The organism is Paraburkholderia tropica (assembly GCF_900109265.1).
GTDB lineage: Bacteria > Pseudomonadota > Gammaproteobacteria > Burkholderiales > Burkholderiaceae > Paraburkholderia > Paraburkholderia tropica.
Genome location: NZ_FNZM01000008.1, coordinates 342,506 through 367,419, shown reverse-complemented (window position 1 = coordinate 367,419; position 24,914 = coordinate 342,506). Strand labels below are relative to the sequence as shown.

The following is a 24,914-nucleotide window of genomic DNA, read 5'->3' as shown; positions in this document are numbered from 1 at the left end:
TTTGGCCTTGTTTCAGGTCACTTCCGCTGCGGCGTCGAACGACGCCATGGCGCGTCGGTGGCCACATCCACACTCTCGCCAGGCGCGATGCCGAGCGAAAAAATATCGAGCGAGCCGATCGCCACGCGCACGAGCCGCAGCGTTGGAAAGCCCACTTTCGCCGTCATGCGCCTTACCTGGCGATTCTTGCCTTCGCTGATCGCGAGTTCGATCCAGGTCGTGGGAATCGCGGCGCGATAGCGGATGGGCGGTGTGCGCGCCCACAACAGATCGGCGTCGCTGTCGGCGATTTCTTTCGCGCGACACGGCTGTGTCACGAAGTCGCCGAGATCGACGCCGCGTTCGAGCGCGGCCAGCGCGTCGTCGCCGGGCGCGCCTTCCACTTGCGCCCAATAGCGTTTCACGAGCTTGCGCCGCGGTTCCGCGATGCGCGCCTGCAATGCGCCGTCGTCGGTGAGCAGCAGCAGACCTTCGCTGTCGGCGTCGAGACGGCCCGCAGGATAGACGTTCGGCGTCTTGACCCAGTCGGACAGCGACTCGCGTGTTTCGTGCGGCGAGAACTGGCAGATCGTGCCGAACGGTTTATTGAGGGCGATCAAACGCATGTCGATGGAAGCCGAAAAAAATGAAGCAAAGAAGCGCCGAGATCTTAAAGCAAAACGCTGCGCCGCTCTGTGCTCAGTCTTATATAAGACATAAGACAAGGATGCATCGCGCCAACGAACGCCGCTGCGCCGCAACATCGCCGGCGCCGGAAAAGGCCGGTGTAGCGCGCGGCACGGGCGTTCGGAGCGTGGGCTAGAATAACGGCCAGACCCCTGCGCCGCGAGCGTGAGCCGTCATCATGCCGCATCGATTGCGCGAAGCCGCCGGTCATGATTTCACCGATTCTGCGCTTTCGATCCTGTTCGCGGTCGCCAGACCGATCCCCCTACTGGAGTTGATCATGCCGTATCAGCACATCAAGGTCCCGGCGGAAGGTGAGAAGATCACCGTCAATCCGGATTTCTCGCTCAACGTCTCCAACCAGCCGATCATTCCGTACATCGAGGGCGACGGCACGGGCGTCGATATCACGCCGGTCATGCTGAAGGTAGTCGACGCGGCGGTGGAGAAGGCGTACGGCGGCCAGCGCAAGATTCAATGGATGGAAATCTACGCGGGCGAGAAGGCCACGCGCGTGTACGGCCCCGACGTGTGGCTGCCCGAGGAAACGCTCGACGTGGTGAAGGACTACGTCGTGTCGATCAAGGGCCCGCTGACGACGCCGGTGGGCGGCGGCATCCGCTCGCTGAACGTGGCGCTGCGCCAGCAGCTCGACCTCTATGTGTGTCTGCGTCCGGTGCAGTATTTCAAGGGCGTGCCGTCGCCGGTGCGCGCGCCGGAGAAGGTCAACATGGTGATCTTCCGCGAGAACTCGGAAGACATCTACGCGGGCATCGAATGGCCCGCCGAATCCGAAGGCGCGAAGAAGCTGATCCGGTTCCTGCGCGACGAGATGGGCGTCTCGAAGATCCGTTTCCCGGACAGCTCGGGCCTTGGCGTGAAGCCGGTGTCGCGCGAGGGCACGGAGCGCCTCGTGCGCAAGGCCATCCAGTACGCGATCGACAACGATCGCCGCTCGGTGACGCTCGTGCACAAGGGCAACATCATGAAGTTCACCGAGGGCGCGTTCCGCGACTACGGTTACGCGCTCGCGCAGAAGGAATTCGCGGCGGAACTGATCGACGGCGGCCCGTGGATGAAGATCAAGAATCCGAAGACGGGCGGCGACATCGTCATCAAGGACGTGATCGCCGACGCCTTCCTGCAACAGATCCTGCTGCGTCCCGCCGAATACGACGTGATCGCCACGCTGAACCTCAACGGCGACTACATTTCGGACGCGCTCGCGGCGCAGGTCGGCGGTATCGGCATCGCGCCGGGCGCGAATCTGTCCGATTCGGTGGCGATGTTCGAAGCCACGCACGGCACGGCGCCGAAATACGCGGGCAAGGACTATGTGAATCCGGGCTCGGAAATTCTCTCGGCGGAAATGATGCTGCGTCACCTCGGCTGGTTCGAGGCGGCGGATCTGATCCTCGCGTCGATGGAAAAGTCGATCCAGCAAAAGCGCGTGACGTACGACTTCGCGCGGCTGATGGAAGGCGCGACGCAGGTGTCGTGCTCGGGCTTCGGGCAGGTGATGATCGACAATATGTAGGCAAATTTCAGGGCATATCGTCGCGGATCAACAACCCCGATAGATGAAAAGTCTATCGGGGTTGTTTGTTTCAGGCTGCTTCACCTGGAGTCAGGTCATCCTTCACCGACCGTCTGACTGTCCGCCACAAACTGAGAAAGCCGCTGGTACGGCGCGCAATCGCGCAGATGATTTCGTATTCAGCGGAGGCGTCATGCGTGGTGGAACGAGGTATGGCTCGAGTCGGCCGGCCACGAAGGCAAAGACGAGCGGGCTGCATTCGCTCGACGCGCGACGGTTGCATCGCGAGGCCCTGCTACGGCCAGGGCTCTCGTATGGCTGGCAGTGGACAAATGACCGCGGCGAACGCACCTCGAGCATTGGCATTCGCACGCATGAACACGGCCTGACCGTCACTTACGCAATCAACGGCGAGTCGGTGCAACGGCGCATGTGGGCATAGCTACGCACTTAGAAAGGTCTATGCACTTTGCAGTGGTGCGCGTGACGCAGCCAAAGGCGAGACCGTGACTGCAACGATACGCATGCCTTACCGGTACTCGTCAATCTCAACCGTGCCGCCGATCGCTGGCGGCTCGGCCTCGTCGCCATCGCCAGACAGCAGCTCGGAAAGCTCGTCCGGGCGCAGCGCCCGCATCGTTTTTTCGACCTTCCTGTCATAGTGGCGGTCGTTTGGGTCTCCCTGCTTTTGTGCTTTGCGGCCGTACCGCTGGACGAAAGTGCCGAGCTGTCCGACAAGGCGCACACGCTTCGCGGTTGATCGCATCTCAGTCGAACGACTCGGCGGCAACCTTGCCGCCCTCGATTACCAGATGCGCAGCATCGATGCCTGGCGCAAAAAAACGCCAGTCCTCGTCATCTTCGATTCCATCCGGCACCACCTCCAGACGATACCCACGCGAAAGCACAATGACCATGCCGCCCGTATCGTATGCCGACAACTTCTCGACCTTGATAGGGCCTTGGCCTACGAGCATTCCGTGCAAACGCGTGGCAGTGTCGTGTGCCTTTTCATCCGCACCGCGCAGATCCTCCCTTGATGATGCGGCGCGCCCATCGCGCTCGATCCGCCAGTCACATTGCACGTGGAGCGCCCAAGCCCCATCCTCTCGCTCTCTGCCCCTGAGCGTATGCCGCCTTTGCGGGCCGAATTGCATCGTAAGCATGTCGCCTGCGTGGCTGACCCAGCTCACCTCAAGCCCGACAAGCACAGCAAGCCGCTTCGTAATTTCTGCCTTGGTATCAGTCATCACCACCTCCGAACAAATCTTGACCCCGCTCCAGCATCTCGTGATATCCGAGGCCTTGCTTACTAATGTCGTCGTGGAGTTGCCGGGCCTGATCCTTATTTAAGCCCAATGCCTTTACGACGGCTTTGAACTGCGTGTTCTGAGTCTGATTGTTTCCTGGCGTGCCCTCGCCGCCCGCTAGCTCTACGACATCGCCATCCGGCAAATCGGGCCGGTAGTCGAACGCTTGCGCATCGCCGAGCGGAGTCGGGTCGCCAAGACCGCTCGGCATACGTGGCCTGTTGCCGTAGAGCGGTTCGGCTTGCTCCGCAATGGTGGGTTGACGGGGTGCTGCGTCACGTTGTGCGCTCGCCCACCGCCTCCGGATAGCCTGAACGCAATCCCGCAGGGCTTGCGGGCCGGGCAGGAAAACCAGATCGCCATCCTTCACGGCCCGATAGACCGCCTGCGCCGGGCTGCTATCTCGAACCCCGGCGCCACCACCGGACAGACGAAAGCGACCAAGCACGCTATCCAGTCCGTCTCGCCCCCTGAGATCCAGCACCGCCAGCGGCATCATCAAAAGGAAGGCGGCGCGGGCTTCCTGCATGGCCTCGACAAACTCACCCCAGTCGGCTTGATTCACGTCGGACGCATCGCTCCGCTCGCCAGTAGCGTAATGCTGGAGCAACCGCACCTCGCGCTGAGGGTGCAGCCTCAGGTAAATGGGTTCGTCATGCAGGCTTCCCCCAGAAGATGAAAGCCGCCTCGGGCAATCGGCTGCAGAAGTTGGAGGCCGGGCCAAGGTACAAATCACGAAACAGCATCTCCATGCCACCTCACAGGCGGTTTGTGCGGGCCGTATACCTAGCACGCGCCCGCACACCGCACCTTGCGGTAAACCGGGACCAGGCGACTCGATGCCGACGGCATGAACCGGTGAGGATGCGCGGAATGGGCGACCGCCGTGCCGCTAGCAACAGCGACGCCGCTTCTCGCTGCTGACGGAATGTTCAGGTTTGTTCAGGTCTGAGGCGCGCTACGGATACCAACGCATCTCAACGCGAGTGAGGGAAAAACTGAGGGAAATTGCGCATCATTGAAATTCGAAGGGCGCCCAGCAAAGGCGTAGCACCAGAATTCAACAGAATGATCGAGAGCGTCCTGTCTGAGCGCTCGCGCTGAACGACACCCCGGCGCACCGACGGTTCGCCGGGGTTTTTATTGCCTTGCGCTATGATGTAGCGGTTCCCGCACGCTCATTGGCCGCACCTTTTCCGATGCCGTTTCTGCGCCGTCTCCTTCTCGTGTTCGCCTTCGCGCTTCTGTCGATGCGCGGCGCGAGCGCGTGCGAGCACGCAGCGGTCATGCCGATGACGCACGCCGCGCAGCACGTTGGTCAGTCTGTCGCGCAGTCGGCTGCATTGCACGCCGCGGATGCGGGCTGCATGTCTTCATCGGCGCATCAGGGTTCATCGCATTGTCACGCCAGTTGCTGCGTGGCCGGCTGCGGTGTTCACTGCGGCGCGCCGCCGCTCGCCGCGCGCTTCGAAGCCTGGGGCGCAGGCGCGCATGCGCCGCCCCTCGTCGCCGTGAGCTTGCGCGCGGGCATCACGCACGCGCCGCTTCTGCCCCCTCCGATCGTCTGATCGACGTTCGCCCCACGCGTTATACGCCTGGCACCCGCGCAGCTCACACGCCGCGCGCGGTGCGCACGATCCTATGCGCGCGGTCCGCTCATGCGGCGCGCCGCGCCATCGAGCACGAGGAATGCAGCAATGAAACGAAGAGATTTTTTGTCGGGCGCGGCCAGCGCCGTCGCCGCCGCCTGGTTTTCGCGCAGCGCGTTCGCCGCTGGCGACGACAGCATGCCGATGCACGACATGAGCAAAATGAACGGCATGGCGTCGATGTCCGGCATGCACGACGCGATGCAAGGCAGCGAACTCGCGCCCGTCGATGCGCTGCCTGCCGGCGCGCCGCTCGCGAGCCTGCGCACGCTCGTCAACGAAAGCCGCACGCCTGGCGAGTTCCGCGCAACGTTGCTCGCGCAACCGGTTGCGCGCGCGCTCGTGCAAGGTCAGCGCGACACCGTGTTCTGGCAGTTCGACGGCGGCCTCGCAGCGGCGGGCAAAGGCGACACGTCGGGGCCGGTGGTCGGTCCGCTGATCGCGTTGCGTGAGGGCGATCGCGTCGAGATCCGCGTCGTCAACCGTCTCGAACAACCGACCACGATGCACTGGCACGGCTTGCCCGTGCCGCCCGACCAGGACGGCAATCCGTCGAATCCGATCCCGCCGGGCGGCGAGCACGTCTATCGCTTTACCTTGCCGAAGGGCAGCGCGGGCACTTACTGGTATCACCCGCATCCGCACATGCAAACCGCCGAGCAGGTGTTTCGCGGCCTCGCGGGCCCGATCGTCGTGCGCGCGGCCGACGATCCGCTCGCCGCGTGGCCCGAGCGTCATCTGTTCGTCTCCGACCTCAAGCTCGCCGCCGATGCGAGCATCGCGCCCAACAGCATGATGGACTGGATGAATGGCCGCGAAGGCCAGTTCGTGCTCGTCAACGGCGCGCGCGAACCGCGCATCGAGGTCGTGCGCGACGAGCGCTGGCGCGTCTGGAATGCGTGCAGCGCGCGCTATCTGCAACTCGCTTTCGACGATGGGCGCGCGTTTGCGCAAGTCGGCACCGATGGCGGTCTGCTCGCCGCGCCGCGCGACGGACTCACCGCGCTCGTGCTCGCGCCGGGCGAGCGCGCCGAACTGATCGTGCGCGCGGGGCAGGGCGCGTCGCAGGCGCGTTGGCTGGCCACGCAATACGACCGTCACAAAATGGCGATGTCGCACGGCAGCCTGCCGCCGGGTCCGAACGTCGTGCTCGCCGATGTGCGCTTTGCTCCGGGCGCCGATGCGTCGCGCGCCGATGCGTCGGGCGCCGATAAGTCTGCCGCGCTGCCTGCGTCATTGCGCGCCATCGCGCCGCTCGGACCCGCGCGTGCGCAGAAGTCGGTGGGCTTCAGCGAAGCGATGGACATGCACGCGATGCACCAGCCGGGTGCGTCGACGCGCGCGATGCCGCTCGGCATGAAATTCATGATCAACGGCGAGACTTACGTGCCGGGCCGCGCGACGCTCACGAGTTGGCGCGGCGACGTCGAAAACTGGACGATCGCGAACGGCACGGACATGGATCATCCATTCCATCTGCACGGTACGCAGTTCCAGGTGTTGTCGCGCGAGTCCGACGGTCGTCGCATCGCCGAGCCTTATCTTGCATGGCGCGACACGATCAACGTGAGGCCGGGGGAAATCGTGCATATCGCGACCGTGCAGCATGAAGCGGGCGATCGCATGTTCCATTGCCACATCCTCGAACACGAGGACCTCGGCATGATGGGCACATTGCGCGTGATCTGAGCCGCGACGCAGCGCGAGACCGCGTTCAGCGAGCGCGGTGTATAGCATGCGCATCGTTAAGAAACGATGACATGCGGAGTGCGAATGAAGGACGAAGCGAAGGAAGATGCGAAAGAAGAAGCGAATGGAGACGCAAGCGCGCAGCATGTGAGCCAGTCGGCAAGAGTGTCAAAAAAGCTCAAAAACAGGCGCTGAAAAAAGGAAACCCGGCCGAAGCCGGGTTTCCAAAAGGTACGGGTACCGAACGTATCAGGCAGCTGCCTGAATGTTCGATGCCTGTTTGCCCTTCGGGCCTTGCACGACCTCGAAGCTCACCTTCTGCCCTTCTTTGAGGGTCTTGAAGCCATTCATCTGGATGGCCGAAAAGTGAGCAAACAGATCCTCGCCGCCTTCATCCGGCGTGATGAATCCGAAACCCTTCGCGTCGTTGAACCACTTGACCGTACCGGTTGCCATACCAACTTCCCCTGTAACTCATGTCACTACCACGAGCAGTTCGAAAAGCTTAACGATCGCTATGCAATCGCCCCCTCCTCACAAGCTCACCAACGGCATTTTTTCGAAATTAAAGGCGGTTGAAAAAAGTGCCAGCTTGATTGTTGAGGCTCTTTATTCTGCTGTCAAGAATATTTTGAGACCGTGCCGGACGCGTTGTAAAGATCGCATTTCCAGGGTTTTTCCGGCTTTTCTTGCGTGCTGCGACGCGATGTTGCGCGTCATGCTCCCGAACTGCTCGTGCCCGTTTTTCATGGTGCATCGGTTGCACCGCCAACAGACAACGCCGCATCGCAACGTGTCGGACAATGTCCGGTCTTCGATCAGTATCGATGACGCATGAAGTCGGACGCGCGGCGGGGTCATGTGAGCGGTGCATCTTGAAAAGTCGCATAATCGACGCACATGGGACTCACGGCGCGTCAGGCAGGTTTGACATCGAGTGGCGTGGAATCTGACAGTGAGCGTGCGGGCGCCGACAGTAGGCGACCACCTGACGCCGCAGGTTGTGCGATACTCGATTCGACGGTGGCCCGAAAGCTGCTGGCAGTGATTCAAACCGCGGTTTCGACGTTGGAACGAAGCGCGGATCGAACCGGCCCCGCAGCCGGGCGCCCATGCAGTCGCCTGGGCGGAGTTGATCGGGCCCGGAACGGGGAAGGCGCAGGTTTTGCTCACATGTGGCGGGCGCCGGAGCCAGCTTCACCGGACGGCCGGTCGGGTTTCGGCAGGATTGCGGGCCTGTCCGAGTTGTTTAGAATGGGTGTATGGCAATTATCCCGGACAAGCAGGATTCAACCGTACTGGAGCGGCAGGAGCACAAGGTCAAACCGCCCTCCATGTACAAGGTCGTGCTGATGAACGACGACTACACGCCGATGGAATTCGTCGTGATGGTCGTGCAGGAATATTTCAATAAGGACCGCGAGACCGCAACGCAGATCATGTTGAAGGTTCATCGCGAGGGCAGGGGCGTTTGTGGGGTCTATACGCGGGACATCGCGTCGACCAAGGTTGAGCAAGTCGTTACCCACGCACGGCAGGCCGGGCATCCGCTGCAGTGTGTGATGGAGGAAGCATGATTGCCCAGGAACTGGAAGTCAGCCTGCACATGGCGTTCATGGAAGCACGTCAGGCGCGGCACGAGTTCATCACGGTCGAGCATCTCTTGCTGGCGCTGTTGGACAATCCGACAGCGGCAGAAGTGTTGCGCGCGTGCGCCGCGAATATTGAAGACCTGCGACAGAACCTGCGCAACTTCATTCATGACAATACCCCTACGGTTCCCGGCACGGATGACGTCGATACGCAGCCGACGCTCGGGTTCCAGCGCGTGATCCAGCGCGCGATCATGCACGTTCAGTCCACTTCCAACGGCAAGAAGGAAGTGACGGGCGCGAACGTGCTGGTGGCGATCTTCGGCGAGAAAGACTCGCACGCGGTGTACTACCTGCAACAGCAGGGCGTCACGCGTCTGGACGTCGTGAACTTCATTTCGCATGGCATCGCGAAGACCGGCAGCGGCGAAGCCGCCAAGGCCAGCGACGCGAATGCGGAAGCCGAAGACGCGGCAGGCCAGAAGGAAACGCCGCTCGCGCAGTTCACGCAGAACCTGAACCAGATGGCGAAGGACGGCCGCATCGATCCGTTGATCGGGCGCGAGTCGGAAGTCGAGCGCGTGGTGCAGGTGCTGTGCCGCCGTCGCAAGAACAATCCGCTGCTCGTGGGCGAAGCCGGCGTCGGCAAGACCGCGATCGCGGAAGGCCTCGCCTGGCGCATCACGCGCGGCGAAGTGCCGGACATTCTCGCCGACGCACAGGTGTATTCGCTCGATATGGGCGCGCTGCTCGCGGGCACGAAGTACCGCGGCGACTTCGAGCAACGTCTGAAGACGGTGCTCAAGGAGCTGAAGGAACGCCCGCACGCGATCCTGTTCATCGACGAGATTCATACGCTGATCGGCGCGGGCGCCGCATCGGGCGGTACGCTCGACGCTTCGAATCTGCTGAAGCCGGCGCTCTCGTCGGGCACGCTCAAGTGCATCGGCGCGACCACCTTCACGGAATATCGCGGCATCTTCGAGAAGGACGCGGCGCTGTCGCGTCGTTTCCAGAAGGTCGACGTGATCGAGCCGACCGTCGAGCAGACGGTGGCGATCCTGCGCGGTCTGAAGTCGCGCTTCGAGGAGCACCACGGCGTGAAGTATTCGTCGGGCGCGCTCAATGCGGCGGCTGAGTTGTCCGCGCGCTTCATCACCGACCGTCATCTGCCCGACAAGGCGATCGACGTGATCGACGAAGCGGGCGCGGCGCAACGCATCCTGCCGAAGTCGAAGCAGAAGAAGACCATCGGCAAGAGCGAGATCGAAGAGATCATCTCGAAGATCGCGCGCGTGCCGGCGCAAAGCGTGTCGCAGGACGATCGCAGCAAGCTGCAGACGCTCGACCGCGATCTGAAGGCCGTGGTGTTCGGCCAGGATCCGGCTATCGACGCGCTGTCGGCGTCGATCAAGATGGCGCGCGCGGGTCTCGGCAAGACGGACAAGCCGATCGGCTCGTTCCTGTTCTCGGGTCCGACCGGCGTCGGCAAGACCGAAGTGGCGCGCCAGCTCGCGTTCACGCTCGGCATCGAGCTGATCCGTTTCGACATGTCCGAGTACATGGAGCGTCACGCGGTGAGCCGTCTGATCGGCGCGCCGCCGGGCTATGTCGGGTTCGACCAGGGCGGTCTGCTCACCGAAGCCGTCACGAAGAAGCCGCACTGCGTGCTGCTGCTCGACGAAATCGAGAAGGCGCACCCGGACATCTTCAACGTGCTGCTGCAGGTGATGGATCACGGCACGCTGACGGACAACAACGGCCGCAAGGCGGATTTCCGCAACGTCATCATCATCATGACGACGAATGCGGGCGCCGACACGATGAACAAGTCGACGATCGGTTTCACGACGCGCCGCGAACAAGGCGACGAAATGGCCGACATCAAGCGCCTGTTCACGCCGGAGTTCCGTAACCGTCTGGATGCGACGATCAGCTTCCGTGCGCTCGATGAGGAAATCATCATGCGCGTGGTCGACAAGTTCCTCATGCAGCTCGAAGACCAGTTGCACGAGAAGAAGGTCGATGCGCTGTTCACGGACGCGCTGCGCCAGCATCTGGCCAAGCACGGCTTCGACCCGCTGATGGGCGCGCGGCCGATGCAACGCCTGATCCAGGACACGATCCGCCGGGCGCTCGCCGACGAACTGCTGTTCGGCAAGCTCATGAGTGGCGGTCGCGTGACCGTGGATGTGGACGCCGACGACAAGGTGTTGCTCACGTTCGACGAGCAGCCTGCGCCGCGTCCGCCGGAGGCGGTCGAAGTAGAATAAGCGGTTTCCGCTTCAGGCCAGCCGGAACGGCGCGGACTTCACGGTCCGCGCCGTTTTGTTTTGTGCGCGTAATTTCTGCGAACGTCGTCGTAATTGCGCGCATTGCCGGTGAAATGGCCGTATGCCGTCGAGGGTGAAGGTGAGTTCAGATAAAAAGGGTGCGTTCGATTCGATCGTCGAACGCGAGCGCGGTTTGCGCCGCGGGCTGTCTGCCGGTCAGATGACGATGATCGCCATCGGCGGCGCGGTCGGCACGGGGCTGTTTCTCGGCAGCGGTTTCGCGATCGGCTTCGCCGGTCCGGGCGTGCTGATTTCCTATGCGATCGGCGCGCTGATCGCCTTGCTGCTGATGGGCGCGCTCGCCGAAATGACGGTCGCGCATCCCACCTCGGGTTCGTTCGGCGCTTACGCCGAGCACTACATCGGGCCGCTCGCGGGTTTCGTGGTGCGCTACGCGTATTGGTCGGCGTATGTGCTGGCGGTCGGCACCGAAGTCGCGGCCATCGCCGTCTACATGAAATTCTGGTTCCCGCACGTGCCGGGTCTGTACTGGATCGTCGGATTTTCGGCGGCGCTGATCGTCGTGAATGCGATGAGCGTGCGCGCGTATGGCTCGATCGAATATCTGTTTTCGAGCCTGAAAATCGCGGCCATCGTGGCCTTCATCGTGCTCGGCGCATGGTTCGTGTGGCACGCGCCCGCGAGTTCGGGCGTGGGCTTCGCGAACTACACGTCGCACGGCGGGCTGCTGCCGAAGGGCTGGTGGGGCGTGTGGGTGGGCACCATCGTGTCGCTGTTCAGCTACCTGGGCGTGGAGACCATCGCGGTCGCCGCGGCCGAGGCGCAGGATCCGGCGCGCGCCGTCACGCGCGCATTCCGCGCCACCGTGCTGCGCCTCGTGCTGTTCTATCTGCTGACGCTCGCGCTGATGCTCGCGATCGTGCCGTGGACCGAGGCGGGCGGCAACGAAAGCCCGTTCGTGAAGGTGATGGCCGAAACCGGCGTGCCGTACGCGGCGGGCGCGATCAACTTCATCGTGCTGGTCGCGGCGCTCTCGGCCATGAACAGCCAGCTCTACATCACCACGCGGATGATGTTCAGCCTCTCGCGCGCGGGCTACGCGCCTGCCGTGTTCGGCCGTCTCACGCGTCAGGGCGTGCCGACGGCGGCGCTCTCGCTCTCGACCATCGGCATTGCGGTGTCGGCGGTGCTCAACGCGCTGTGGCCGCAAACGGCCTTCACGCTGATGATGTCGATCGCCATGTTCGGCGCGATGTTCACGTGGCTGATGATCTTCGTCACGCAGATTTTCTTCCGCATGCAGAACGCGAAGACGCCGCTGAAATTCCGCATGTGGGGCTTTCCGCTGACGAGCGTGCTGGGCGCGATCCTGATGCTCGGCATTCTGGTGGGCACGGCGTTCACGCGCGAATTCCGCATGACGCTCGCATATGGCGTCGCGTTTCTCGTCGCGCTGGTCGTGATCTACGCGCTCTGGTATCGACGTCGTGCGCCGCTCGCGGCTTCGCCCGATGCACCGCGCTAAACGACCCGCGCCGGACAACAAAAAAAGCACGCTCGAAAGCGTGCTTTTTTTATGGCCGTGCGCGGCGCGTGCAGCTTAGTGCTTGCCCGTGCTGCCGAAGCCGCCTTCGCCGCGCTCGCTCTCTTCGAAGCTCTCGACGACGTTGAACTGCGCCTGCACGACCGGCACGATCACGAGCTGCGCGAGACGCTCCAGCGGGTTCAGCGTGAAGGTCGTGTGGCCGCGATTCCAGGTGGAGATCATCAGCTCGCCCTGGTAGTCGGAGTCGATCAGGCCGACGAGGTTGCCGAGCACGATGCCGTGCTTGTGGCCGAGGCCCGAGCGCGGCAGGATCAGCGCCGCATAGCCCGGATCGGCGAGGTGAATCGCGAGGCCGGTCGGGATCAGCTTCGTTTCGCCCGGTTCGAGCGTGACGGGTGCGTCGAGGCACGCGCGCAGGTCGAGGCCCGCGCTGCCCGGCGTGGCGTAGTGGGGCAACTGGTCGCGCATGCGTTCGTTGAGGATCTTGACGTCGATTTTCATGAGTTGGCGTTCAGGTCAGTTTGAGCGAGGCAGTTCGAAGGCCTCGGCGAGAAGTTCGTAGGAGCGCTGACGCGCCTTGTAGCTGCCGGCGACGGTCAGCACGATCAGTTCGTCGGCGCGGAAGCGGTCTTTGAGCGCCAGCAGGCGCTCCGTCACGCTGTCCGGCGTGCCGATGATGCTGCGCGGCTTCTCGCGGTCGATCACGAGTTGCTCGCGCTCGCCGTATTCCTGGGCGCGCCCCTGTTCGAGGCTCGGGATCGGCGCGTTCAGACCGTAGGCCATCTGCACGCGGCGCAGATCGACGGCTTTTTCGAGGTCGGCGGCCTCGGCTTCGGTATCGGCGCAGATCACGAAGACGGCGCAGGCCAGGTACGGTTTCGCTTCGTGGCCTGCCTTGAAGCGATCGTGATACGCCTCGGACACCAGATGCCCGAAGTGCGCGTTGATGAAATGCGCGAACGAGAAGCGCAGGCCCAGTTGCGCCGCGAGCAGGCCGCCGAAATCGCTCGAACCGAGCACCCAGAGTTGCGGGCGGGTCTCGATTTGCGGTTGCAGGACGACGCCGTGCGCGAGGTGATCGGCGGGCAGGGTGCCGTCCATCAGCCCGACGAGATCCTGCACCTGCTGCGTGAACTGGTCGCCGCGATTGTAGGCGCCCGCCGCGACCGCCTGCGCGGTGCGCATGTCGCCGCCGGGCGCGCGTCCGACGCCCAGATCGACGCGGCCGGGAAACAGCGCTTCCAGCATCATGAACTGCTCGGCAACCTTGAACGCGCTGTAGTAGGGCAGCATGACGCCGCCCGAGCCGATGCGGATGCGCTTCGTCAGACTGCCGATGCGCGCGAGCAGGACTTCGGGGCAGGGATTGCACACGCCGAGCAGGCCGTGGTGCTCGGCGCACCAGTAGCGCGTGTAGCCGAGCTCGTCGGCGAGTTGCGCGAGGTCGAGCGTGGCGGCGAGTGCGTCCGCCGCGGTGTGCCCGGCGATGACGGGCGATTGATCCAGTACGGAAAGCAGCGTCATGGCGTACTGCTCCTCGATGACGTTCGCGAAGCGGCGCGCGGGCGGCGCCCGCGCGCACGCATCACGAGATGATGCCCGGTGCCGGCAGACGCTTCGCGATTTCGGCGACGAGCGTCTGCGCGAGCGCCAGCTTGGCCGCGCGCGGCAGCGGCGTGCGGCCGGCGGCTTCGAACAGCACGACTTCGTTGTCGTCCTGACCGAAGGTGAGCGGGCCGAGATTGCCGATCAGCAGCGGCACCTTCTTGCGCGCGCGCTTCTCTTCGCCGTGCACGTCGAGGTCGCCGCTTTCGGCAGCGAAACCGACGCAGTACGGCGCATTCGGCATGGCCGCGACCGAGGCGAGGATGTCCGGGTTCTCGACGAACGTGAACGTCGGCATGCGGTGCTCGGCCGTTTTCTTGATCTTGTGCTCGGCGACGTGATCGACGCGCCAGTCGGCCACCGCCGCCACGCCGATGAACACGTCGGCGTCGGGCGCGGCGTGCATCACGGCGTCGTACATCTGCTGCGCGGTCTGCACGTCTTCGCGGTAGACGCCCCACGGCGTGTCCAGCGCGACCGGGCCGGCCACCAGATGCACCTCGGCGCCCGCCTGCTGCGCGGCGCGCGCGAGCGCGAAGCCCATCTTGCCGCTCGAACGGTTGGTGATGCCGCGCACCGGATCGAGCGGCTCGAACGTCGGTCCGGCCGTGATCAGCAGCTTGCGGCCCGCGAGCAGCTTGGGCGTGAAGAACGCGACGATCGCCTCGTACACGGCTTCCGGCTCCAGCATGCGCCCGTCACCGACTTCGCCGCAAGCCTGCGGACCGGAATCGGGGCCGAGCGTTTCGATGCCGTCGGCGCGGATCTGCGCGACGTTGCGCTGCGTGGCCGGGTTCTGCCACATCTGCCGGTTCATCGCGGGCACGACCAGCAGCGGACAGTCGCGCGCAACGCACAGCGTCGAGAGCAGGTCGTCGGCCAAACCGTGGGCGAGCCTGGCGATGAAGTCGGTGGAAGCGGGCGCGATGACGATGGCGTCCGCCTCGCGCGACAGGTCGATGTGCGCCATGTTGTTGGGCACGCGGCCGTCCCACTGGCTCGTGTAGACGGGGCGGCCCGAGAGCGCCTGCATGGTCACCGGCGTGATGAACTGCGTGGCCGCCTCGGTCATCACGATCTGCACGGTCGCGCCCGCCTTGACGAGCAGGCGCGTGAGCTCGGCGATCTTGTAGCAGGCGATGCCGCCCGTCATGCCGAGCACGAGATGGCGCCCGGCCAGTTCGCCCGGATGGGCTGCGGAGGTGTTCAAGTCGGTTCTCTCCAGTGACGCAGCGTGACGCGAAGCGGCGCAGCGAGGCGCGCCGAATCGTGTCGTATCTTGACGTCGTGCCTTGGCGTCGAGCTTTAGCGCGAGCCGCGCACGCGCCGCAGTTCGTCGAACACCAGCAAGGCCGCGCCGACGCAGATCGCGCTGTCCGCGACGTTGAACGCCGGCCAGTGCGAGCGGCCCAGATGGAAGTCCAGGAAGTCGATCACGTGGCCGTACATCAGGCGGTCGAGCACGTTGCCGAGCGCGCCGCCCAGAATGAGCGAAAGCGCCGTGCAGAACATGCGCTGGCCCGCGTGACGCTTGAGCAGATAGCCGATCACCAGCGCGGCCACGACGCCCAGCGCCGTGAACGCCCAGCGCTGCCAGCCGCCGGCCGCCGCGAGGAAGCTGAACGCCGCGCCCTTGTTGTAGACCAGCACGAGGTTGAAGAACGGCGTGATCACGCGGCCTTCGCCGTATGCGAACACTTTGGCGATGGCGATCTTGGTGAGCTGATCCGCGAGGATCACGATCACCGCGATGCCGAGCCACGGCGCAAGCGTGCCGCTCGCGCCATTCGACTTCATTTGCTTCGTCATGGTCTTGGCCATTATGCGGCGCTCCGGGTTTCGCCGTTGCCGAACAGATTGGCGACGCAGCGGCCGCACAGGCCCGGATGCTCGGCGTTCGCGCCCACGTCGTCGCGATAGTGCCAGCAGCGTTCGCACTTGAGGTACTTCGAGGTCACGACTTCGACGCCTTCGTCCGCTTCGTTCTCGACCTTGATGACTTCCGCCGCCGAGGTGATCAGCACGAACTTCAGGTCGTCGCCGAGCGAGGTGAGGGCGTCGTAACGCGCGCCGCTCGCGAGAATGCGCACTTCGGCCTGCAGCGACGAACCGATCTGGTTCGCGCCGCGCGCCTCTTCGAGCGCCTTCGTGACGTTGCCGCGCACTTCGCGCAGCAGCGACCACTTCACGATCAGATCCTGCGCGCCGGCGATGTCCGGGAACGCATGGAAGGTTTCCGTGAAGATGGTTTCGCTTTGCGGCTGGAACACCTTCCACGCTTCCTCGGCCGTGAACGAGAGGAACGGCGCGAGAATGCGCAGCAGGCTGTGCGTGATGTGATGCAGCGCCGTCTGCGCACCGCGACGCGCGGCCGAATCCGGCGCGCTCGTGTAGAGGCGGTCCTTCAGCACGTCGAGATAGAAGCCGCCGAGATCTTCCGAGCAGAACGTCTGCAGCTTCGCCACGACCGGGTGGAACTCGTAGCGGTCGTAGTGCGAGAGCACGTCGTTTTGCAGCGTGTGCGTGAGCGCCACGGCGTAACGGTCGATTTCGAGCCATTGATCCGCGGGCAGCGCGTGCTTCTCGAAGTCGAAGTCCGACAGGTTCGAGAGCAGGAAGCGCAGCGTGTTGCGGATACGGCGATAGCCTTCCGTCACGCGCTTCAGGATTTCTTCCGAGATCGCCAGTTCGCCCGAGTAGTCGGTCGACGCGATCCACAGACGGATGATTTCCGCGCCCAGACGGTTCGCCACCTCATGCGGGTCGACGCCGTTGCCGAGCGACTTCGACATCTTGCGGCCTTCGCCGTCGACGGTGAAGCCGTGCGTGAGCAGCGCGTTGTAGGGCGGGCGGCCGTCGAGCATCGACGCCGTCAGCAGCGACGAATGGAACCAGCCGCGATGTTGGTCCGAGCCTTCCAGATAGAGGTCGGCCGGGAATTGCAGGTCGTCCTTGTGCGAGCCGCGCAGCACGTGCCAATGCGTCGTGCCCGAGTCGAACCACACGTCGAGCGTGTCGCGGTTCTTTTCGTACAGGTTCGCGTCGTCGCCGATCAGCTCGCGCGGGTCGAGCGTCTGCCACGCTTCGATGCCCGACACTTCGACGCGCTTCGCGACTTCTTCGAGCAGCTCCGGCGTGCGCGGATGCAGTTCGCCGGTTTCCTTGTGCACGAAGAACGCCATCGGCACGCCCCATTGGCGCTGGCGCGAAAGCGTCCAGTCCGGGCGGTTGGCGATCATCGAGAACAGGCGTTGCTTGCCCCACGACGGATAGAACGCCGTGGCTTCGATGCCTTCGAGCGCGGTTTCGCGCAGCGTCTTGCCGCCGTCGTTCGGCGTGACGTCCATGCCCGCGAACCACTGCGAGGTCGCGCGGTAGATGATGGGCGTCTTGTGGCGCCAGCAGTGCATGTAGCTGTGCAGGTATTTCTCGCTGCGCAGCAGGGTGCCGGCGGCGTCGAGCGCTTCGACGACCTTCGGATTCGCGTCCCAGATCGAGAGACCGCCGAACAGCGGCAGCGATTCGACGTAGCGGCCGTCGCCCATCACCGGGCTGATGATGTCGGAGTCGACCATGCCGTGCGCCTTGCACGACACGAAGTCTTCCACGCCGTAGGCGGGCGCCGAGTGCACGATGCCCGTGCCGGTGTCGGTCGTCACGTAGTCGCCGAGATAGATCGGCGAGGTGCGCTTGTAGCCCGGATGCGCCGAGGCGAGCGGGTGATTGAAGCGCAGGTTCGCGAGCTTTTCGCCTTGCGTGGTGGCGACGACGGTGCCTTCGAGGCCGAAGTCCTTCATGCAGGCTTCGACGCGTTCGCTCGCGAGGATCAGCAGGCCGCGCTGCGTGTCGACGAGTGCGTACTCGATTTCCGGATGCACGTTGAGCGCCTGGTTCGACGGGATCGTCCAGGGCGTCGTGGTCCAGATGACGATGCCGCCTTCCTCGCGCGGCAGCGCGGCGAGGCCGAACGCGGCCGCCGTTTCCGCGGGCTGCGCGAACGTGAACAGCACGTCGATGGTCGGATCGGTCTTGTCCTTGTACTCGACTTCGGCTTCAGCGAGCGCCGAGCCGCAGTCGAAACACCAGTTGACCGGCTTCAGGCCGCGGAACACATAACCCTTCTCCATGATCTTCGCGAGTGCGCGGATTTCGCCCGCCTCGTTCGCGAAGTTCATGGTCTTGTACGGGTTGTCCCAGTCGCCGAGCACGCCGAGGCGCTTGAAGCCCTTCTTCTGCGTTTCGATCTGGCCGGCCGCGTACTCGCGCGCCTTCTTCATCACTTCCTGCGCGGGCAGCGACTTGCCGAACTGCTTTTCGATCTGGATTTCGATCGGCATGCCGTGGCAGTCCCAGCCCGGCACGTAGACCGCGTCGAAGCCCGCGAGATTGCGCGCCTTGACGATCATGTCCTTGAGGATCTTGTTCACCGCGTGGCCGAGGTGGATGTCGCCGTTCGCATACGGCGGGCCGTCGTGCAGGATGAACTTCTTGCGGCCCTTCGAGGCTGCGCGGATCTTCTTGTAGATACCTTGCTCTTCCCACTCCTTGACCCATTGCGGCTCGCGCTTGGGCAAGTCGCCGCGCATGGGGAACGGCGTGTCGAGCAGGTTGACGGGGTACTTCGATTCGGACTTTTGCGGCTTGCCGGAGGATGCTTTCTTGTCGCTCATGGTGAGATCACGTGGAATTCGGGGGATGCATGGCGTCAGCATTGCGGGCGATGCCGCGCAACCGTCGCCTCGGGCGCCGCACGCGTGCTGCACGGCGGCGCCTGGGGGCGGGCGGCCCGAAACGCGTGCCTTGCTCGGCAAGACGCGCGCGGGCCGCGGGTCAAATTCGATCGGTCGCCGAGGTGGCGAAGCCGGTGGACGCGCCGCCGGCCGCGCCCGTGCCCGCCGCGGCGAACCATGCGCGGGCGTTGCTTACGTCGCGTGCGATCGCGGCGGTGAGCGTTTCGAGGTCGGCGAACTTCTCCTCGTCGCGCAGCTTCTTCAGGAACTCGACGCGCACGAGCTTGCCGTATGCGCTGCCGTGCCAGTCGAGCAGATGCACTTCGAGCAGCACGCGGCCGGAGTCGTCGACCGTGGGCCGCAGGCCGAGGCTCGCGACGCCCGGCAGCGGGTGGTCGGCGATACCGTGGACCTGCACGACGAAAATGCCCTTGAGCGCGGGGCGCTTGTGGCCGATCGGCAGATTCAGCGTGGGAAAGCCGAGGTCGCGGCCGAGCTTCAGGCCGTGCACGACGTGTCCGCTGATTTCATAGCCCCGGCCGAGCGAGGCGCGCGCGGCGTCCAGATCGCCGGCGGCGAGCTGCGTGCGCACGGCGGAGCTGGAAATGCGCACGCCCGACGGGTCGGCGACGGTGGCCATCTGTTCGACTTCGAAGCCGTGTTCGCGGCCCGCGAGCTGCAGCGAGGCGAAATCGCCCGCACGCTTCGCGCCGTAGCGGAAGTCGTCGCCGATCATCATCCAGCGCGCGTGCAGGCCGCCCACGATGATGCGTTCGACGAACGCGTCCGGCGACTGGCTCGCGAAGGTGTGGTTGAAATGCTCGACCACCACGCGGTCCACGCCGTTCTCGCGCAGCGCTTCGAGCTTGTCGCGCAGCATGGCGATGCGCGGCGGGGCGCTGGCGGGATTGAAGAACTCGCGGGGATGCGGCTCGAAGGTCATCACGCAGACCGGCAGGCCGCGCGCGTTCGCGGCTTCGCGCACGCGCGCGAGCAGCGCCTGATGTCCGCGGTGGACACCGTCGAAATTGCCGATGGTGAGCGCGCAGGGCGCGCGACTTTCGGCGTTGGGAAGACCGCGGAAAACTCTCACGATAGCGGAACCTGGAGGAACCTCGAAAAGCGCGCGGGCCGTGCGCGCTCGATATGACCGGTGGTGCGGCCTGGGCCGCGACTAAACAGGAGATTATAAACGCACGCGAGGGCGATCGCTCCCGCCCGAGCGTCGGGCGTCGTCCCCGATGATAAAATCCGCGGATGAAAAATCTCGTCATCCTGATTTCGGGGCGGGGCAGCAACATGGAAGCCATCGTGCGCGCGTGCGCGCACGAAGCCTGGCCGGCGCGCATCGCCGCCGTGATTGCCAACCGTCCTGACGCCGCGGGCCTTGCGTTCGCGGCGTCACACGGCATTGCCACGGCGGTGGTCGATCATCGCCAGTATCCGGATCGCGCCGCCTTCGACGCGGCGCTCGCGCAAACCATCGACGGTTATGCACCCGATCTCGTCGTGCTCGCGGGCTTCATGCGCGTGCTCACCGAAGGTTTCGTCACGCATTATTCGGGTCGGATGCTCAATATCCATCCGTCGCTGCTGCCGAGCTTTCCGGGCCTCAAGACGCACCAGCAGGCGCTCGACGCGGGTTGCCGCGTGCACGGCGCCACGGTGCATTTCGTCACGCCCACGCTGGATCATGGGCCGATCGTCGCGCAATCGGGCATTCCGGTGCGCGCGGGCGACGACGCCGCGGCGTTGGCCGCGCGCGTGCTCAAGACCGAACATGTTATTTATCCGCGCGCGGTGCGCTGGTTCGTCGAAGGGCGCCTCGCGCTCGACGGCGGACGTGTGACGCTCTCGCCGCCCGAGCCGCAATGGCTCTTCCTTGACGATGTAAACGAAGCACAAGCACACAACGCCGGGGAGGGCGCATGAGGCTGCATGGATTTTTGATTGGACAAACCGAGACGCTGCTCGCCGATGTGCTCAAGTTCGCCGGCCCCGCCGACGCGATCACGAGCCGTTTTTTCCGCGAGCATCCGAAGCTCGGCCACGGTGAGCGCGGCGTGATCGCCGAAGCCGTGTTCGCCGTGCTGCGCCGTCGCATGGAGTTCGCGCACCTGGCCGAAAGCGGCACGGGCAGCCCGACGCGCCGCCTCACGCTGCTCGGTCTGATGGCCACGGCCGGCCGTTCGGCGATCCGTCCGTTCGTCTCGGACGCCGAGGCGAACTGGCTCGAACACGTCGCGAAGATCGACCCGGCGAGCCTGCCGCAGCGCGTGCAGCTCAATCTGCCCGAGTGGATCCTGAAAGCGCTCGAATCGCGTTTCGACGCCGCCGAAATGGCGCAACTGGCGTCCGCGCTCAACTATCCGGCGCCGCTCGACCTGCGCTCGAATCCGATCAAGGCGAACCGCGACGAGCTGATGCGCGCGCTGGCCGCGGCCGGCATCGAGGCGGGCGAGACGCCGTTCGCGCCGAACGGCGTGCGCGTGACGGGCAAGCCCGCGCTGTCGCGCCTCGACGCCTTCAAGGACGGCTGGTTCGAAGTGCAGGACGAAGGCAGCCAGCTGCTGTGCTCGCTGGTCGCGCCGCGCCGCGGCGAGATGGTGGTGGACTTCTGTGCGGGCGCGGGCGGCAAGACCCTGGCGCTCGGCGCGATGATGCGCTCGTCGGGCCGTCTCTACGCGTTCGACATCTCCGATCGCCGTCTCGCGAAGCTCAAGCCGCGCCTTGCGCGCAGCGGCCTCTCGAACGTCAATCCGGTGCTGATCGACAGCGAGCACGACGCCAAGATCAAGCGCCTGATCGGCAAGATCGACCGCGTGCTGGTCGATGCGCCGTGCTCGGGGCTGGGCACGCTGCGCCGCAATCCCGACCTCAAGTGGCGCCAGTCGCCCGAGTCGGTGGCCGAACTCGCGCCCAAGCAACTGTCGATTCTCACGAGCGCCGCGCGTCTGCTCAAGCGCGGCGGCCGTCTGGTCTACGCGACCTGCAGCATTCTCGAAGCCGAGAACGAAGCGGTCGTGAAGCAGTTCCTCGACGCGCATCCGGACTTCGTGCTGGTCAGCGCGCGCGACGTGCTGGCGGAACAGCGCGTGGGTCTCGATACCGGCGACTACCTCTCGCTGTGGCCGCATCGCCACGCCACGGACGGCTTCTTCGCCGCCGTGCTGGAGCGCCGCGGCGACGCGCAGCCGAAGACGAAAAAGGCCGCCGCCGCGACCACGCCGGAAGAGGCCGCTGCCGCGACCGAAGCCGCCGACGCGATCGCCAAGGCTCAGCAGCCCGCAGCCGCCGAGCCGGACGCGACGCAGGAATAAGCGCTTGAACTCACTGCGGGCTGGAAGTGCGGTGAACGTGTCAGAAGCTGTAGCAACGCGGGGCCGTCCGATTCCGATCGGGCGGCCCCGCGCCGTTTGAATTTGCATACCCATGATGGAAAACCGCATTTTTTCGCACATGCTGGGCGGCGTGATCCGCGATTTCGGCCAGCCGGTCATGCTCTGGCAGGCCGGCGTGCTGATCGGCGCGCTCGTGCTGGCGTGGCTGCTCGCGCGGCTGCTGCGGCGCGTGCTCGAAGCGCGCCGCCAGGATCGCTATGAAGGCCTGCGTTTCGGCGCCGAGAGCCTGTCGCGCGCCTTTTTCCCGCTGATCGGCGCCGGCTGCGTCTGGATCGCGCGCGAGATCGCCAGCAATTTCATCCACACGTCGCTGCTCAATCTCGCGCTGGTGCCGCTGTTCGGCATCGGGCTCATCTATATCGCGTTCTTCTTCGCGCGGCGCGTGTTCGGCCGCAACGGCCAGACGCACGCGTGGCTCGGCATCGTCGAAAAACTCGTGTCGCTGATCGTCTGGCTCGGCATGCTGTTCACCGTGCTCGGCATTCAGGACGACGTGCTCACGTGGATGGAGAGCGTGCGCTTTCGCATCGGCACCGCGCATGTGAGCCTGCTGTCGCTGTCCAACGGCGTGCTGTGGGTCTGCGTGACGATGGTCGTGGCGGTCTGGGCGGGCGCGGCGCTCGAGGACCGGCTGATGCGCGCGACCACCATCGACGCCAATCTGCGCGTCGTGCTCGCGCGCGTGGGCCGCGCGCTGCTGGTGTTCGCGGCCATTCTGTTCAGCCTGTCGATCGTCGGCATCGACATCACGGTGCTGGGCGTGTTCGGCGGCGCGCTCGGCGTGGGCCTCGGCTTCGGCTTGCAGAAGATCGCGAGCAATTACGTATCGGGCTTCATCATTCTGATCGACCGCTCGCTGCGTCTGGGCGACACCATCAACGTGAGCGGACTCGCGGGCAAGGTCACGCAGATCCGCACGCGCTACACGGTCGTGCGCGGGCTCGACGGCGTGGAGACGCTGATCCCGAACGAAAAACTGATCACCGATGTGGTGCAGAACCAGTCCTCGTATCTGACGCGCGGCTACTCCAAGGCGGCCGTGCAGGTCGCCTACGACACCGATCTCGATCAGGCGATGGCGCTGCTCGCGCGGGCGGGCGAGGGCGTCGAGCGCGTGCTGACCGATCCGGCCCCGACGCCGTATCTGGCGAGTTTCGGCGGCGACGGCATCAATCTCGAACTCGGTTTCTGGATCGCCGACGCGGCCAACGGCACGTCGAGTGTGCGTTCGGCGGTGAACATGAATATCTGGCGTCTGTACAACGAGGCGGGTATTTCGATCCCGTTCGCGCAGCGCGAGGTGCGCATCATCGGCGGCGCGATGCCGGTGGCCGGTCCGCCCGTTCGGGGACAGAACGAGACGCCTGGCGGGGAACAGCCCCAGGATCAACCCCAGGCGGCAGCCGGCGAAAGGTAAGAAGGGGTCGGAAGGGCGCGCGAAATGTGCGGCAAACCGCCTCTGGCGCCCTCAAGACGGTTGACTCCGCGGCCGTTAAAGAAAAAAATCTTCATTTGTTACAAACACTTGGAACGGTTCTAGTAGAATGCCGTCCAACCTCCTGCTGTACGCTTTCACTTTCTTGACAGCGGTTTCGGGCTGAAAGGCCGCCGCGCTACGTTTCACGGGTACAAACCTTGTTGAATTCCTTGCTTGATTTCCTCGCGCACGGCGTGCTGCATTTCACGTGGTGGCAGATCCTGCTGTTCGCGGCGGTGGCCACTCACATCACGATCGTCGGCGTCACGGTGTATCTGCACCGCTGCCAGGCGCACCGTGCGCTCGAGCTGCACCCGATCATGAGTCACTTCTTCCGTTTCTGGCTGTGGATGACCACGGGCATGCTGACGGGTCAGTGGGCCGCGATTCACCGCAAGCACCACGCCAAATGCGAGACCGAGGAAGATCCGCACAGCCCGCAAACGCGCGGCATCTGGAAGGTGCTGCTCGAAGGCGCCGAACTCTATCGCGCCGAAGCGAAGAACGAAGAAACGCTGCGCCGTTTCAGCCACGGCACGCCCAACGACTGGATGGAGCGCAACGTCTACACGCGCTTCCCGATCCTCGGCGTGAGCATCATGATGGTGATCGACGTGGCGCTGTTCGGTCTGGTCGGTCTTTCCGTCTGGGCCGTGCAGATGGCGTGGATCCCGTTCTGGGCCGCCGGCGTCGTGAACGGTCTCGGCCACTTCTGGGGCTATCGCAACTTCAATTCGTCGGACGCCAGCACGAACCTGTTCCCGCTCGGCATCATCATCGGCGGTGAAGAGCTGCACAACAATCACCACACCTTCGCCACCTCGGCGAAGCTGTCGAGCAAGTGGTACGAGTTCGACATCGGCTGGATGTACATCCGCATGATGCAGGCCGTCGGTCTCGCCAAGGTCAAGAAGGTCGCGCCCACGCCGCGTCTGACCAAGACCAAGCTCGTGCCCGACCACGAAACGCTGCAAGCCGTGCTGTCGAACCGCTATGAAGTCATGGCGCGTTACGCCACGGTCGTGAAGCAGGCGTATCGCCAGGAGCTGGCGCATCTGAAGGAAGTCGGCGAGCGCGAGAAGTACAAGGTCATGCGCGGCGCGCGCAAGTGGTTCGACAAGGAAGAAGCCAGCCTGAACGAGCCGCAAAAGCGTCAACTGCCGCAGATCTTCGCGAACAGCCAGAAGCTGCGCACGTTCATCGAGCTGCGCAACGAACTCGCGGCCATCTGGGAACGTTCGAGCGCCTCGCGCGAACAACTGCTCACGCAGCTCCAGGATTGGTGCCATCGCGCCGAACAAAGCGGCATCAAGGCACTCCAGGAATTCGCGACGCGCCTGCGCCGCTACGCCTGATTTCGTGGATGGATACGCGCTCCCGGCCCATGCGGCCTGCGTGAGCGGCGGAAAAATCCATTA

At 64.6% G+C, this 24,914-nt stretch carries 21 protein-coding genes; 10 read left to right on the top strand and 11 right to left on the bottom strand.

Annotated features, from left to right (window positions below):
• Positions 1 to 17: 17 nt before the first annotated feature.
• On the bottom strand, positions 18 to 605 hold the full coding sequence (locus BMY06_RS15810) for a pseudouridine synthase (protein WP_074984028.1): 588 nt from the start codon (positions 603 to 605) through the stop codon (positions 18 to 20).
• A 341-nt stretch (positions 606 to 946) separates the two neighbouring features.
• Between BMY06_RS15810 and icd the strand changes: the two genes are divergently transcribed.
• A complete protein-coding gene (gene icd, locus BMY06_RS15805; RefSeq protein WP_065065245.1) occupies positions 947 to 2,203 on the top strand; it encodes an NADP-dependent isocitrate dehydrogenase in 1,257 nt (418 codons plus the stop codon).
• Positions 2,204 to 2,732: 529 nt separating this feature from the next.
• Here the strand turns inward: icd and BMY06_RS15800 are convergent.
• From BMY06_RS15800 to BMY06_RS15790, 3 genes are read right to left on the bottom strand one after another with little or no spacing between them, the layout of a single operon-like run.
• The gene (locus BMY06_RS15800) at positions 2,733 to 2,969 is read right to left on the bottom strand and encodes a hypothetical protein (RefSeq protein ID WP_074984026.1); all 237 of its coding nucleotides are present in this window, start codon (positions 2,967 to 2,969) and stop codon (positions 2,733 to 2,735) included.
• Between the two features lies 1 nt (position 2,970).
• Positions 2,971 to 3,453, bottom strand: a complete 483-nt coding sequence (locus BMY06_RS15795; RefSeq protein WP_074984025.1) for a hypothetical protein — start codon at positions 3,451 to 3,453, stop codon at positions 2,971 to 2,973.
• A complete protein-coding gene (locus BMY06_RS15790; protein ID WP_124263070.1) occupies positions 3,446 to 4,078 on the bottom strand; it encodes a hypothetical protein in 633 nt (210 codons plus the stop codon). The genes BMY06_RS15795 and BMY06_RS15790 overlap by 8 nt, the downstream gene beginning before the upstream one ends.
• Positions 4,079 to 4,694: 616 nt before the next feature.
• On the opposite strand from BMY06_RS15790, the gene BMY06_RS15785 reads away from it, so the two are divergent.
• Entirely contained in the window at positions 4,695 to 5,081 is a 387-nt protein-coding gene (locus tag BMY06_RS15785) for a hypothetical protein (RefSeq protein WP_124260757.1), read from the top strand.
• A gap of 129 nt (positions 5,082 to 5,210) precedes the next feature.
• The gene (locus BMY06_RS15780) at positions 5,211 to 6,851 is read left to right on the top strand and encodes a multicopper oxidase family protein (RefSeq protein WP_074984019.1); all 1,641 of its coding nucleotides are present in this window, start codon (positions 5,211 to 5,213) and stop codon (positions 6,849 to 6,851) included.
• Between the two features lie 249 nt (positions 6,852 to 7,100).
• Here the strand turns inward: BMY06_RS15780 and cspD are convergent, their stop codons facing one another.
• Positions 7,101 to 7,307 (bottom strand): cold shock domain-containing protein CspD, encoded by a 207-nt coding sequence (gene cspD, locus BMY06_RS15775; RefSeq protein WP_017776809.1) that lies wholly within the window; start codon positions 7,305 to 7,307, stop codon positions 7,101 to 7,103.
• Between the two features lie 806 nt (positions 7,308 to 8,113).
• On the opposite strand from cspD, the gene clpS reads away from it, so the two are divergent.
• The 3 genes from clpS to BMY06_RS15760 all read left to right on the top strand — a co-directional run bounded on the left by clpS (position 8,114) and on the right by BMY06_RS15760 (position 12,262).
• A complete protein-coding gene (gene clpS / locus BMY06_RS15770) occupies positions 8,114 to 8,428 on the top strand; it encodes an ATP-dependent Clp protease adapter ClpS (protein ID WP_027817520.1) in 315 nt (104 codons plus the stop codon).
• Positions 8,425 to 10,716 carry an ATP-dependent Clp protease ATP-binding subunit ClpA gene (gene clpA / locus BMY06_RS15765; RefSeq protein ID WP_065065196.1) on the top strand — a complete coding sequence of 764 codons (2,292 nt, stop codon included), beginning with the start codon at positions 8,425 to 8,427 and terminating at the stop codon, positions 10,714 to 10,716. Before clpS ends, clpA begins: the two co-directional genes overlap by 4 nt.
• 139 nt (positions 10,717 to 10,855) lie before the next feature.
• On the top strand, positions 10,856 to 12,262 hold the full coding sequence (locus BMY06_RS15760; protein ID WP_244144306.1) for an amino acid permease: 1,407 nt from the start codon (positions 10,856 to 10,858) through the stop codon (positions 12,260 to 12,262).
• Positions 12,263 to 12,337: 75 nt separating this feature from the next.
• Here the strand turns inward: BMY06_RS15760 and dut are convergent, their stop codons facing one another.
• The 6 genes from dut to BMY06_RS15730 form a co-directional block, all read right to left on the bottom strand.
• Positions 12,338 to 12,784 carry a dUTP diphosphatase gene (dut, locus tag BMY06_RS15755; protein ID WP_065065194.1) on the bottom strand — a complete coding sequence of 149 codons (447 nt, stop codon included), beginning with the start codon at positions 12,782 to 12,784 and terminating at the stop codon, positions 12,338 to 12,340.
• A 15-nt stretch (positions 12,785 to 12,799) separates the two neighbouring features.
• Positions 12,800 to 13,807 (bottom strand): LLM class flavin-dependent oxidoreductase, encoded by a 1,008-nt coding sequence (locus BMY06_RS15750; protein ID WP_065065193.1) that lies wholly within the window; start codon positions 13,805 to 13,807, stop codon positions 12,800 to 12,802.
• Between the two features lie 61 nt (positions 13,808 to 13,868).
• Entirely contained in the window at positions 13,869 to 15,098 is a 1,230-nt protein-coding gene (gene coaBC, locus BMY06_RS15745) for a bifunctional phosphopantothenoylcysteine decarboxylase/phosphopantothenate--cysteine ligase CoaBC (RefSeq protein ID WP_260183576.1), read from the bottom strand.
• A 95-nt stretch (positions 15,099 to 15,193) separates the two neighbouring features.
• Positions 15,194 to 15,709 carry a signal peptidase II gene (gene lspA / locus BMY06_RS15740; protein ID WP_074984016.1) on the bottom strand — a complete coding sequence of 172 codons (516 nt, stop codon included), beginning with the start codon at positions 15,707 to 15,709 and terminating at the stop codon, positions 15,194 to 15,196.
• Complete coding sequence (gene ileS / locus BMY06_RS15735) at positions 15,709 to 18,558, bottom strand: isoleucine--tRNA ligase (RefSeq protein ID WP_074984015.1); 2,850 nt, start codon at positions 18,556 to 18,558, stop codon at positions 15,709 to 15,711. The genes lspA and ileS overlap by 1 nt, the downstream gene beginning before the upstream one ends.
• 160 nt (positions 18,559 to 18,718) lie before the next feature.
• The gene (locus BMY06_RS15730) at positions 18,719 to 19,711 is read right to left on the bottom strand and encodes a bifunctional riboflavin kinase/FAD synthetase (RefSeq protein WP_065065190.1); all 993 of its coding nucleotides are present in this window, start codon (positions 19,709 to 19,711) and stop codon (positions 18,719 to 18,721) included.
• A gap of 164 nt (positions 19,712 to 19,875) precedes the next feature.
• On the opposite strand from BMY06_RS15730, the gene purN reads away from it, so the two are divergent.
• From purN to BMY06_RS15710, 4 genes are all read left to right on the top strand, one after another.
• Positions 19,876 to 20,550, top strand: a complete 675-nt coding sequence (gene purN, locus BMY06_RS15725; RefSeq protein ID WP_065065189.1) for a phosphoribosylglycinamide formyltransferase — start codon at positions 19,876 to 19,878, stop codon at positions 20,548 to 20,550.
• The gene (locus BMY06_RS15720; RefSeq protein WP_065065188.1) at positions 20,547 to 21,938 is read left to right on the top strand and encodes an RsmB/NOP family class I SAM-dependent RNA methyltransferase; all 1,392 of its coding nucleotides are present in this window, start codon (positions 20,547 to 20,549) and stop codon (positions 21,936 to 21,938) included. Before purN ends, BMY06_RS15720 begins: the two co-directional genes overlap by 4 nt.
• A 115-nt stretch (positions 21,939 to 22,053) precedes the next feature.
• Positions 22,054 to 23,436 carry a mechanosensitive ion channel family protein gene (locus BMY06_RS15715; protein ID WP_080180371.1) on the top strand — a complete coding sequence of 461 codons (1,383 nt, stop codon included), beginning with the start codon at positions 22,054 to 22,056 and terminating at the stop codon, positions 23,434 to 23,436.
• A 218-nt stretch (positions 23,437 to 23,654) separates the two neighbouring features.
• Positions 23,655 to 24,851, top strand: coding sequence for a DesA family fatty acid desaturase (locus tag BMY06_RS15710; protein ID WP_065065186.1), 1,197 nt, complete (start codon positions 23,655 to 23,657; stop codon positions 24,849 to 24,851).
• The last annotated feature ends 63 nt before the right edge of the window (positions 24,852 to 24,914 follow it).